The 11442-nt window shown below is 71.7% G+C and carries 12 protein-coding genes and 3 pseudogenes; 4 read left to right on the forward strand and 11 right to left on the reverse strand.

Going from position 1 to position 11442, the window contains the following annotated elements:
- Window positions 1–14: 14 nt before the first annotated feature.
- The 10 genes from ACFFIA_RS41500 to ACFFIA_RS41545 form a co-directional block, all read right to left on the reverse strand.
- Window positions 15–1040 carry an ABC transporter ATP-binding protein gene (locus ACFFIA_RS41500; protein WP_377262497.1) on the reverse strand — a complete coding sequence of 342 codons (1026 nt, stop codon included), beginning with the start codon at window positions 1038–1040 and terminating at the stop codon, window positions 15–17.
- Complete coding sequence (locus tag ACFFIA_RS41505; protein WP_377262499.1) at window positions 1037–1837, reverse strand: ABC transporter ATP-binding protein; 801 nt, start codon at window positions 1835–1837, stop codon at window positions 1037–1039. The genes ACFFIA_RS41500 and ACFFIA_RS41505 overlap by 4 nt, the downstream gene beginning before the upstream one ends.
- Complete coding sequence (locus tag ACFFIA_RS41510; protein ID WP_377262501.1) at window positions 1834–2730, reverse strand: ABC transporter permease; 897 nt, start codon at window positions 2728–2730, stop codon at window positions 1834–1836. Before ACFFIA_RS41510 ends, ACFFIA_RS41505 begins: the two co-directional genes overlap by 4 nt.
- Window positions 2730–3746, reverse strand: coding sequence for an ABC transporter permease (locus ACFFIA_RS41515; RefSeq protein ID WP_377262503.1), 1017 nt, complete (start codon window positions 3744–3746; stop codon window positions 2730–2732). Before ACFFIA_RS41515 ends, ACFFIA_RS41510 begins: the two co-directional genes overlap by 1 nt.
- Window positions 3746–4723 carry an alpha/beta hydrolase gene (locus tag ACFFIA_RS41520; protein ID WP_377262505.1) on the reverse strand — a complete coding sequence of 326 codons (978 nt, stop codon included), beginning with the start codon at window positions 4721–4723 and terminating at the stop codon, window positions 3746–3748. Before ACFFIA_RS41520 ends, ACFFIA_RS41515 begins: the two co-directional genes overlap by 1 nt.
- A complete protein-coding gene (locus tag ACFFIA_RS41525; protein WP_377262507.1) occupies window positions 4720–5112 on the reverse strand; it encodes a RidA family protein in 393 nt (130 codons plus the stop codon). Before ACFFIA_RS41525 ends, ACFFIA_RS41520 begins: the two co-directional genes overlap by 4 nt.
- Window positions 5112–5516: a RidA family protein gene (locus ACFFIA_RS41530; RefSeq protein WP_377262509.1), complete on the reverse strand. Its 405-nt coding sequence runs from the start codon at window positions 5514–5516 to the stop codon at window positions 5112–5114. The genes ACFFIA_RS41525 and ACFFIA_RS41530 overlap by 1 nt, the downstream gene beginning before the upstream one ends.
- Window positions 5513–6628, reverse strand: coding sequence for an LLM class flavin-dependent oxidoreductase (locus ACFFIA_RS41535; protein ID WP_377262511.1), 1116 nt, complete (start codon window positions 6626–6628; stop codon window positions 5513–5515). The genes ACFFIA_RS41530 and ACFFIA_RS41535 overlap by 4 nt, the downstream gene beginning before the upstream one ends.
- A gap of 179 nt (window positions 6629–6807) precedes the next feature.
- The gene (locus ACFFIA_RS41540) at window positions 6808–7500 is read right to left on the reverse strand and encodes a GntR family transcriptional regulator (protein WP_377262513.1); all 693 of its coding nucleotides are present in this window, start codon (window positions 7498–7500) and stop codon (window positions 6808–6810) included.
- Window positions 7501–7746: 246 nt separating this feature from the next.
- On the reverse strand, window positions 7747–8475 hold the full coding sequence (locus ACFFIA_RS41545; protein ID WP_377262516.1) for a TSUP family transporter: 729 nt from the start codon (window positions 8473–8475) through the stop codon (window positions 7747–7749).
- Between ACFFIA_RS41545 and ACFFIA_RS41550 the strand changes: the two are divergent.
- The 3 genes and pseudogenes from ACFFIA_RS41550 to ACFFIA_RS41560 form a co-directional block, all read left to right on the forward strand.
- Window positions 8441–8530: pseudogene (locus ACFFIA_RS41550) on the forward strand (GntR family transcriptional regulator); the annotation flags it as partial. The gene ACFFIA_RS41545 and the pseudogene ACFFIA_RS41550 sit on opposite strands and share 35 nt — an antisense overlap.
- Before the next feature lie 364 nt (window positions 8531–8894).
- Window positions 8895–9863, forward strand: coding sequence for an NADPH-dependent FMN reductase (locus tag ACFFIA_RS42660; RefSeq protein WP_512700742.1), 969 nt, complete (start codon window positions 8895–8897; stop codon window positions 9861–9863).
- A 152-nt stretch (window positions 9864–10015) separates the two neighbouring features.
- A pseudogene (locus ACFFIA_RS41560) lies at window positions 10016–10804 on the forward strand (transposase); the annotation flags it as partial.
- A gap of 14 nt (window positions 10805–10818) precedes the next feature.
- Here the strand turns inward: ACFFIA_RS41560 and ACFFIA_RS41565 are convergent.
- A pseudogene (locus ACFFIA_RS41565) lies at window positions 10819–10952 on the reverse strand (transposase); the annotation flags it as partial.
- Window positions 10953–11129: 177 nt separating this feature from the next.
- Here ACFFIA_RS41565 and ACFFIA_RS41570 point away from each other — a divergent pair.
- Window positions 11130–11442 (forward strand): hypothetical protein (locus ACFFIA_RS41570; RefSeq protein ID WP_377262518.1); only part of this gene is annotated, 313 nt, incomplete at its 3' end.

Here is an 11442-nt window from a genome sequence, read left to right on the forward strand (position 1 = left end):
GTCCTCCACAGTGGTCACTCCGGGGCCGGGGCGGTGACTGCCGCGCCCGGTCCGGCAGGGGAAGTCGCGTGGTTCGTCTCGACCGGGCACGCGGCGGCGTGGCCGGGGCCGACCGGTACCAGGGGCGGCCGGGCATGCGAACACGCCGGGACCGCCAGCGGGCAGCGCCCGACCAAGCGGCACTGGTCGGGCAGGTCGACCGGGCTGGGAATCTCGCCGGTGAGATGGAACCTGTCCCGGCGTACCCCCCACTCGGGCACGGGTGCCGCCGACAGCAGCGCCCGGGTGTAGGGGTGGACCGGCCGGGCGAACACCGCACCCGTGGGCCCCTGCTCGACGATGCCGCCGAGGTACATGACGAGGACGCGGTGTGCCACGCGGCGCACCACGGCCAGGTCGTGGGTGATGAACAGATACCCGATCCGCAGCTGCTGCTGCACCTGCGCGAGCAGGTCGAGGATCTGGCCACGGACCGAGACGTCGAGGGAGGAGGTCGGCTCGTCGAGGATGACCACGCGAGGCCGTACCGCGAGGGCACGGGCGATGCCGACGCGCTGGCGCTGGCCGCCGCTGAGCTGGTGGGGGTACCGGTCCAGGTGCTCGGCGCGCAGGCCGACCATCTCGACCAGCTCGCGCACCCGCGCCTGCCGCTCCCGCCGGGCCGTGCCCAGGTGCAGGCGCAGCGGCTCGGCCAGCAGGGCGCGCACGGTCATCCGGGGGTCGAGCGAGGAGTTCGGGTCCTGGAAGACCATCTGCACATCGCGGTAGACCCGGGTGAGCGCGGAGACCGGCCGGGCGCGCACCGGCTGGCCCGCGACGTGCACCTCGCCGGCGGTCGGCTCGACCAGCCGAACCAGGCAGCGGGCCACAGTGGACTTGCCAGAGCCGCTCTCGCCGACCAGCGCGACCGTCTCCCCGGCCCGTACCTCCAGGTCGACGCCGTCGACAGCGACAAGGGTGCGGTGGTCGCCGAACGCACCGACCCGGTAGTGCTTACGCAGCCCGGTCGCGGACAGCACGATCGCCGCTTCGCCGCTCACGGCACACTCCCCTCGACGAGGCGGCTGGCCGCCAGCAGCTCGGCCGTGTACGGGTGCCGGGGCCGGGTGAAGATGTCCTCTGTGGACGCCTCCTCCACGACCCGCCCGTCCCGCATGACCACGACGGCGGCGCAGGTCTCGGCGACCACGCCGAGGTCGTGCGTGATGAGCAGGGCGATCAGCCCGCCCGCGGTGAGCGTGCCGATCAGGCCCATGATTTCGGCCTGGATGGTGACGTCGAGCCCGGTGGTGGGCTCGTCGAAGACGACCACCTCCGGCTGGCAGATCAGCGCCATCGCGATCAGCGTCCGCTGGGCCATACCGCCGGAGAACTCGTGCGGGTACTGGCGGGCACGGCGCGCCGCGTCCGGGATCTGTACGGCGGCCAGCGCGTCGACCGCGGCCCGCTCGGCGTCCCGGCGGCTCACCGGCCGGTGCAGCCGGCACACGTCGGCGAGCTGGCGGCCGACCGGGATCACCGGGTTGAGCGCGGCCCGGGCGTCCTGGAAGACCATACTGACCCGGGCGCCGCGCACCGCGCGCATCCGCCGTTCGGGCAGGGCGAGCAGGTCCAGGTCATCGAGCAGCACCCGCCCGCGGTCGACCACGAACTCCGGCGGTGCGATCCGCAGGATGGACAGGGCGGTCATCGACTTGCCGCTGCCGGTCTCGCCCACGATCGCGGTCACCTGGCCGGCGCGGGCGGTGAACCCGACGTCTTCCAGGACCGGCACGTCACCGTACCGGGTACGGAAGTGGCCGGTCAGCCCGTCGACGCGAAGTGACGCCGCGCTCATCGCCGCCGCCTCGGGTCGGTGGCGTCGGTCAGGCCGTCGCCGAGCAGGTAGAACGCCGCGGCCAGGCCGAGCACGGCCAGGCCGGGGAACAGCGAGATCCACCACTCGCCGGAGGTGATGCCGGACTGACCCCGGGAGATCATCGAACCCCATTCCGGCTCGCCCGGCCGGATGCCCACACCGAGGAACCCGAGGCTGGAGGTGACCAGCACGACCCACGCCGCGTTGATCGACGTGTACGCCAGCAGCGGACCGGTGCTGTTGGGCAGCAGGTGGCCGAACGCGACCCGCCAGGGCCGGCAGCCGGCCAGCCGGGCCGCGTCGGCGAACTGCCAGGTCCGTTTGGAGAGGATCTCGGCGCGGGCCAGCCGCAGGTACTCCGGCAGCCCGACGAAGGCGAGCACGGCGATGACGTTCCAGGTGCCCGGCCCGACCGCCTGGACGATGAGCATCGCCAACAGCAGCGTCGGGAACGCCTGCAGTACCTCCAGCGACCGCATGATCACGCTGTCGGCGACGCCCCGGTAGTAGCCGGCGATGGTGCCGAGGAACGCGCCGACCACGAGCGCCAGCGCCACCGCGGCGACGGTGATGCCGAGGTCCAGGCGCGTGGCGGCCAGCGCCTGCGAGAACACGTCGGTGCCGAGGCGGTCGGTGCCGAACCAGTGGCTGCCGCCCGGCGGCGAGTACGGTTCCCCCGCGCCCACCTCGCGCGGATCGAACGGGGTCCACACGGCCGAGACGGCCGCCGCCCCCAGGTACAGGCCGAGCAGGGCGGCGCCCACCCGCAGCGACAGCGAGCCGCCGCCACGCCAGCGGGCCCGACGCGGTCCCGCGGTGACCGGGGCCGCCGGCAACTCCACAGTGGATGGTTGCTTGTCGAGGAGAGTCATCACGACCTCGTCCGGGGGTCCACGACCAGGTAGAGCAGGTCGACGGCCAGGTACACGAGCACGTACAGCAGCGCCGCGTACATCACGAAGCCCTGCAGCGCCGGGTAGTCGGCGCGGGAGATTGCCTCCAGCGCGTACTGGCCCAGGCCGGGCCAGCCGAACACCGCTTCGATCAGCACGGCGCCGGAGAACGCGAAGCCGATCACCCCGCCGGAGGTGGTGACCACCGGCAGCAGTGCGTTGCGGAGGGCGTACCGGAACCAGACCCGCGTTCGGCCAGCGCCCATCGCCACCGCCGTGCGCACGTAGTCGGACTGCAACGCCTCGACCATCGCGGTGCGCGTGACCCGGGCGACCGGGGCGAGGATGAGCACGCCGAGCGTGACCGCGGGCAGCACAAGATGCAGGCATGCCTGGCCGAACAGCCACGGGTCGCCGGCCAGCAGGCTGTCGGCCAGCAGGAAGCCGGTGATCCGGTTTGGCTCCGCCGTGCCGATCGGCAGCCGGCCCACCGGGCCGGGCAGCACGTCGAGGGTGACCGAGAAGACCAGGATGAGGATGAGTCCGAGCCAGAACGACGGCAGCGCCATGCCACCGACCGTCACCCCACGGATGAGGAAGTCCGTCCACCGGTCCCGGCGGATGGCCGCGAGCACGCCCAGCGGTATCCCGGCGGCGAGGCCGATCAGTACCCCCACCACGCCGAGCTCCAGCGTCGCGGGCAGCCGGTCGGTCAGGTCGGTGGCGACCGGCTGGCCGGTGGTGAAGGACGTGCCGAGGTCGCCGTGGAACAGGTCCACCAGGAACCTCCAGTACTGCACCGGCAGCGGCTCGTCCAGCCCCATCGACGCCCGGATCTGGTCGCGCAGCCGCTGGTCGGCGTCGGAGGGCAGGAACAGCTCGGAGGGGTCGCCGGAGAGCACCCGGGAGACGAAGAAGGTCACCGTGACCACGCCAAGCGCGACCGGTACCACCCAGGCGACGCGGACCAGCACGGTCCTGGCGAGCCGGCTCATCACGGCTCCTTCGCGGTGACGGGCGCGGCCAGCCGCCCAGCCATCGCCGCGCTCGCCCGGGCCAGCGCGGTCCGGCCACTGCGGATAGCCGGGTTGCCCACGAAGCCATGCGGCACCCCCTCGACCGTGACCACCTCCACCGGCACCCCGGCGGCGGCCAGCCGGGCGGCGTACTCCTCGGCCTCGTCGCGCAGGGGGTCGGCACCCGCGATCACCACGGTGGCCGCCGGCAGTCCGCGCAGGTCCACTGCGCGCGCCGGGCTGGCGTCGGGGTCCCGGCGGGCCGCCCCGTCCGGCAGGTACATGTCCCAGAACCAGGCCATGTCGTCCAGGGTGAGCAGCAGACCTTGCCCGAACCGCCGGTACGAGGGCCGATCGAGGTCACAGTCGAGCACCGGGCAGATGAGGATCTGGTGGGCCACCGGCGGCGCGGTGCCGTCGCGGGAACGCCGCGCGAGGGTGGCGGCGAGCGCACCACCCGCGCTGAGGCCGCCGACGGCGAGCACCCGCGGCAGCGGCACGCCGTCTGGTGTGGACAGTCCGGCGGCGAGCTGGTCGAGTGCGGCGGCCGCGTCGCGCAGCGCCGCCGGGAACGGGTGCTCGGGTGCCAGCCGGTAGTCGAGGCTCACCACGGCCACCCCGCCCCCGACGGCCAGGGCTCGGCACACCCCGTCGTTGATCTCCAGATCGCCGAGCGCCCAGCCGCCGCCGTGCAGGTACAGCAGCGTGGCCTGCGCGGGACCGGCAGCCGGCCAGTACAGCCGCGCCGGGCGCCGGTCATCCGCGCCGGCCAGCGCCAGCGCGGCCACCCGTACCCGCGGGTCGCTGTCCGGTGGCGTGGCCGGCCGGCGGACCCTGGCCCGCGCGGTCGCCAGCCCGGCCAGGTGCCGGGGCTCCAGGTTGCGCGCCTCGGCCGCCGCCACGGCACGGGCCGCGTCCTGGTCGGTCAGCCGGGGGTCGGCCCGCAGCGTGGTCACGGTAGGACCGCCACCGCGTCGATCTCGACGAGCGCGCCCGGCTTGGCCAGCCCGGCGACCGTGACCAGTGCGCTCGCCGGCGGGGTGAACCCGGCGAACCGGCGCTGCCGGGCGGCGACGATCGCGCCGACGTACGCGTTGTCGACCGTGTAAGCGGTGACCCGCACGATGTCGGGGAGGCTCCCGCCGGCGGCGGCCAGGATCGCCTCGATCTGCTGCCAGACCCGCTCGACCTGGCCGTCGATGTCGCCCGGCGCGACCAGCTCCCCGCCCGGCGAGAGCGGCAACTGTCCCGCGACGTACAGGGTCCGGCCGCCCTGGACGAGCACTCCCGCGGAGAACGAGGGGTGGCTGTAGAAGCCCTCCGGTACCACGGCTTTGCCGGCCATCACGCTGTCCTCTCCGGCGGCACCACGGCCACCACGTCGATCTCGACCAGCAAGTCCGGATCGGCCAGCCCGGCGACGACCAGGAAGGTGCTGGCAGGGAACCGTCCCGGTGTGAAGTGCCGGGCGCGTTCGCGCCCGATGGCCTCGCGGTAGGCGAGGTCGGTGGTGTATGTCGTCAGCTTCACGATGTCCTCCAGGCCGGCGCCGGCCTCGGCGAGCACCGCCCGGATGTTCCGCCACACCTGCGCCACCTGGGCCGCGGCGTCACCGACGCCCACGACCGCGCCGGTGTCGTCCCACGCGACCTGCCCGGTAAGGAAGACGGGCACACCCGGGCGCACCACCGCGTGGGTGTACGCGCCGACCTCCCGCACGCCGGGCGGGTTGAGGTACCGGGTGCTCATGCCGCGCCGCCCACGCCGGCGGCGGTCCCGGCCGCCCGCGACCGCACGCCGTATCCGGCCATCAGCGGCGCCACCCGCTCGCCGACCGTCCGTAGGTCGTCGATGAAGTCCGGCACGATCACCGTGACACCGTCCAGGTCGGCGTCCCGGACCAGGCCGGCGAGCTGCCGGGCGATGGTCTCCGGCGAGCCGACCACGGCGCCGTCACCGACCGCGGTCGGCCGCTCGGCCCGCTGGACCATCCGCTGGCGCATCGTGTTCTCCCGCACGTCGGTGGCGTACTCGCCGGCCTGGCGGCGCAGCGCCTCGACGTCCACGCCCGCGTTGAAGTGGTCCACCCGGGCCCGCGCCGCCTCGTCGGTCTCCCCTGGTACGACCGTGAACAGCCCGTAGGTCTTGGTGGTCCGGCCGAGCTCGGCGGCGATCCGCTTGGCGCGCTGCCCGGTGCGTACCAGGCTTTGCGGGTTGTTGCCGGAGATGAAGCAGCCGTCGCAGTTCTCGATGGTGAAGCGGAAGCCGGTGTCCGAGGTGCCCGCACAGATGACCTGCGGCGTCCGCACCGGCTTGGGGTTGGAGACGCAGTCGGTGAGCTGGAAGAATTCTCCACTGTGGTCGACCCGTTCCTCTGTCCACAGTCGACGAGCCACGGTGATCCACTCGCGGGCCAGCGCGTACCGTCCGTCGTGGCTCAGGTCCCGCCACAGACCCATCTGCCCCTGGTCGTACGGATTGGAACCGGCGACGAGGTTGAGGCCGAACCGGCCGCCGGAGATCTGATCCATCGTGGCGGCCATCTTCGCCACCACGGCCGGATGGAACACCATCGTGTGCACGGTCGCCCAGATCCCGATCCGGCTGGTCGCCTCGGCCAGCCCGGCCATCGTTGTCATCGACTCGAGCGTGAAGTCCCAGTGCCGGGTGCTGCCGCCGTACCCGCGCCACTTCGCCATGCTGAGCGCGAAGTCCAGGCCCAGCTCCTCGGCCAGCAGGGTCACCTCGCGGTTGTAGCCGTACGTCGACCTGATGTCCGGGCTGTTGACCGACGGGATCCAGCCGCCGTTGCCGACCGGGATGAAGACGCCCAGTTCGATCGTCTTTTCGCTCTCGCTCATTCGTCGCTCCGATCGCGTTCGTCCTGGGTCCACGCTGGCGCGCAGGGGCTGTCGCCGCCGCGGCGCGGGGAGTACGCGGGCACGCGGACGTAACGATGTCTGTTCGATGTGTACGGACGCGGCATCCGTCTACAGAGGACGGCGCGGAGTGGACCGCGCGAGGACGGACGCGGGTGGCCTCAGTCAGGGACGGTCGTCGCGGCGGCCCGGCTACGGCACAGCGCCTCGACCGCGTCCCAAGTGGGGGCGAGGTGCCGCACCGTCGCCTCGGCGGCGGCATCGCCATCGCGCCGGCGCAGCGCCGCCAGGATCGGACGATGCTCCTCGATCCCCTGCTCCACTCGGGACGGGACGGTGCCCAGCGCGGTCGTGATCACGACCCGTGAGGCGACCCGCAGAGGTCCGAGGATCGCCGCCAGGCGGGGCGCCTTCGCTGCCGTGGTCATGTAGTCGTGGAAGTCGGCGTTCAACGGAAGGTAGTCGCTGGCCGCGGTGACCCGCTCCAGCTGGTCCTGGATCGCGTGTAGCGTGGCGAGCTCGTCGTCCGTGATCCGCTCGGCGGCCAACCGGGCGCACAGCGGCTCCATGAACTCCATCAGCTGCCGTATCTCCAGGAACTCGTCCAGGTCGATCAGGCGCACCCGGGCCCCGCGGTGCGCGTCCAGCGCGATCAGCCCTTCGGCCGCGAGGTCGCGCAGCGCCTCCCGGACGGGGGTGACGCTCACCCGCAACGACTTCGCGATCGACGCCTGGTGGACCTTGGCGCCGGGGGCGAGATCGCCCCTCGTGATGGCCTCGCGGAGGGCCAGCTTGACCCGCTCCTGGACGGTGTCTCCGGGCTTGGCGTCGGGCAGCGGGTAACGCGCGGCCATGGGCACGGACTCCTCTACCCGATCCAGTTGTCACAGTGCTGTCTGGCCCCCGTTGGGGGACCGCCACCGCCTCCGGTGACCGCGCCATCGCCGTTGACGACGCAATACCCTGAAAGGCCGCCGAAACTCAAGCTCGACTCGCCTTGCTAGCTAGATTCGAATTTATCTGTGGCCTGCCGGCACAACAAGACGATCTACGTGAAGCTCTTGGTGCGGTCCTGTAAACCAGCCGTTTCGGCGCCGCGGTCACATCAACAGGCCGCGGGTGATGGTGGCGAGGCCGCCGGTGAGAGCGATGGCGACGACCGCACGCCGGGCCAGGGACGCGGGTACGTGCCGGTGCAGCAGCTGCCCGGCGGCGATGCCGAGCGCGAGCGTGGCCAGCGCGCCCACCCATACCGCGACGGGCAGTCGGGGGAACCCTTTGAACGCCAGTGACATGGTGTTGACGCCGAGGAAGTACGCCTGGGCGGTCCCGACGAACACCGGCGCCGGCCAGCGGTCGGCGATGGAGTGCATGGCGATCGCGGGGCCGCCGACGCCGGCGGTGGTGTTCATGAAGCCGGAGAGGGCGCCGCTGACGGCGCCGCCACGGACCCCGGCGAGCAGGCGCGGGGACGGCCCGGCGAGGACGATTCCGATCGCCGCCACGGCCAGGGAGCCGACCAGGACGAACAGTGCGCGGGTGGGCACGGCGGTGAGCAGGAGGGCGCCGGCGGCGGTCCCGACGAAGGCGGTGCCGAGGAGCAGGCCGGTGCGGCGCCACCTGGTATCGCGCCAGGTGCGGGTCAGGACGGCGGTCGCGAGGGCGATGGCCAGGACGTTGCCGAGCGTCACGCCGGCGACCGGCCCGACCAGCAGCACCAGGAACGGCGACGCGACCAGGGCGAAGCCGAGGCCGGTCCGGGACCAACTCGTGTCGTCGCTGCGGGGCGCGATCCTGGCCGGCGAGCTTCGCCCGGGCGACCGACTCATCGAGCGGGAGCTGTGCGAGCAGACCGGCGCCTCGCGCACCGCTGTTCGCGAGGCGCTGCGCCTGCTGCAGGGCGAGGGCCTGGTCACCCAGCTGCCACGGCGCGGTTGCGTGGTCACGGTGGTCAGGCGGGAGGAGGCCGAGTCCATCTACGGCATGCGCACGCTACTGGAGGGTGAAGCCGCCCGCCTCTTCGCGCTGCGCGCCGGCCAGTCCCAGCGGGACGCTCCGGCGACCCGCAGGCCGCCCGCGAGGCGATGGTCGCCCACGTCGAGCGGGCGATGGCCATCGCACTGTCCATTTTGGAGCAGGACGAGCCCGCTCCCTGAGCCCATCACGTCAGGCCCACCGTCGCGACCGGTCGCGACGGCCGTCCCCGCGCGCCCACAGCACGGCGTCCGGCATCGAGGAAGGACACGCAATGAGAAGACCCATACGACGGTGGTGGCGGGGGCCACGCTGGGCGGTCGCCCTGGCCGCCGCGGTCACGCTCGCGGCCACCAGCACATGCGGCGGTACCGACGACGGCGCGGCCGGGGCGGATCCGGCGAGCACCGACTTCACCGGCCAGGAGCTGGTCGTCTCGGTCTGGGGCGGCGCCTACCAGGAGGCCGTCGCCGCGGCGGCCGTACCGGCGTTCGAGAAGCGCACCGGCGCGAAGGTGGCGGCATCCCGGACACTCACGCTCGCCCAAGCCGTGGCCGAACGGTTCGGCGAGCCAGCCGTCATCGACTTGGCCAAATACGCTGGTCACCTCTTCGCCTGGCCCTCCCCCCGCATCGACGCCCTGCTGGGCGACGTGGCCGGCAGCGACCTGGTCGTGGTCGCCTCGCCCACGTACAAGGCCAGCTACACCGGGCTACTCAAAGCCTTCCTCGACCGATACCCCAGCCGGGCACTGGCCGGCGTGGTGGCGGTCCCGGTTTTGACCGGCGGCAGCCTCCACCACGCCATGGCTCCCGAGGTCCACCTGCGGCCGCTCCTCGTGGAACTCGGCGCGAGCGTACCGGCTGGTGCGCTGTACTTCGTCGCCGGCGACATGACCGGCATGGACAGCGCGGTCACGACATGGGCGGACCAGCACGCCGAACCAGTACGCGCTGCCATCGCAGGACGGACGCCATCACCACAGCACCGATCCGTGATCTGGAACGACTGGAGTTGGTCGGCGAGACACTCCGCGCGGCGTTGGAGGCTATCGCTGCGATCGATCCGGTCTGGCTGCGTAGCTTCGCGCCCAGTGACTGGTTCACCCGGTACGGTGCGCGGGTCGACGCCTACCGGCTGCCCAGATCCGAAACCGAACGCCTCGAACTGGCCCGGCGGATCGGCGCCGACGGCGTCACTGTGCTGGCGCAGGCATGGCGCGCCGACGCGCCGGAATCCGTGAAGGCGCTGCCGGCGGTGGCGAGCCTGCGGACGATCTGGGTCCAGCAGTACTACCGCGACGACAGCGGAATCGTCTTGCGGGACAAGGAAATCCACGGCCGTCCGCCAGGTGCGATCGCGATCACCTCGCCCTATGATCTGGACGCGCGCTACAGCGTCAAACGCGGTGCCGGCTGGAACGGCTACAAGGTCCAGCTCAGCGAAGGCTGCGACGACGGACGCCCGCATCCGATCACGTACGTGGACACCGTACCCGCCACCGAGGCCGACATCGATACCACCACGCGAGTACATGAATCGTTGACGCGACGCGATCTGGTTCCGGTCGAGCATCTGGCCGACTCCGCGTACATCACCGCCGATGCGGTCCTGGACGCGCATGCCCGACACAGCATCGAGCTGGTCGGCCCGGTCGGCCAAGGAAACCAGTGGCAGAGCAGGAATTCCGGCGCCTTCGACACCGACGCGTTCACCATCGACTGGGACACCCTGACCGCCGTCTGCCCGCAAGGACACCGCAACACCTGGTCCGGCACCGGCACCGACCGACACGGCAAACCCCGCGTGATGTTCACCTTCAGCCTGACCGACTGCACGCCCTGTCCGGTCCGCTCCCGGTGCACACGCGCCAAGACCGCCGCCCGCACCATCACTCTACGAACCCGAGAACAACACGAACTCCTGCGCGACTTACGAGCCGAACAACAGACCGAACAGTGGCGCCAACGCTACGCGGCCAGATCAGGCATCGAAGGCACCATCTCCCAGGCCGTTCGCGCCTTCGGCCTACGAAGATGCCGCTACAAAGGAATCGCCAAGGCCCGCGTGCAGAACATCCTGACCGCCACCGCGATCAACCTCACCCGACTCGACGCATGGCTCGCAGGCAAACCCATGGGACGCAACCGCATCTCCCACCTGGCCGCACTCGCCACCACATAACCTCCGGAATTCGCCAGCGGAGTCTGCTCGGTTGGGAAGTGACCGCGGGCGTTAACCGCGCGGCGGAACCGGGCGTTGAGGCTTTCGATGCCGTGGTGCAGACGATCTTGCGGATTTCGGTGTCGAGCGCCAGGTTAGGAAAGCGCCTTCCTTGAGGTGCTAGGAACGATCCCGGCACAGGGCAAGGAACGGCCTGGAATCTGCTGATTTGTCGACCGATGCATGTAAAACCTTCACCTGTTGGTCACAGCCGGAGTCCTCGATCTTACAGACGATGCGTAGAACTACCGACGCCACCGGCGGCCCCGACCCCGACCATCAAGGTATGGCTGACATCGATGAGGACATCCAGGCGGCACTGGACGCAGTTGCCCAAGCCCGCGCCGACCACAGCGACGTCGCCCTTTTGGGGGCGCTGCACATCCTAGCGGCGCGGCTGAGCCAGGCGGGCCGCTCGTCGGAGTCGGCGGGACTCGGTCTTGAGGCCGCCGGTGTACTGGCAGCGACCGCCGTCACGGGCGACCCGCTGCAGGGCATGGCCTCCAACGCGGTCTACATCGGCGCGTACATCTCCCCCGGCGACGAAGCCATCGCCGTCACCTCCACCGCCGTCAACGTGTTCCGGGGCCTGCACGTCG

The organism is Phytohabitans kaempferiae, from assembly GCF_042433955.1.
GTDB classification, from domain to species: domain Bacteria; phylum Actinomycetota; class Actinomycetes; order Mycobacteriales; family Micromonosporaceae; genus Phytohabitans; species Phytohabitans kaempferiae.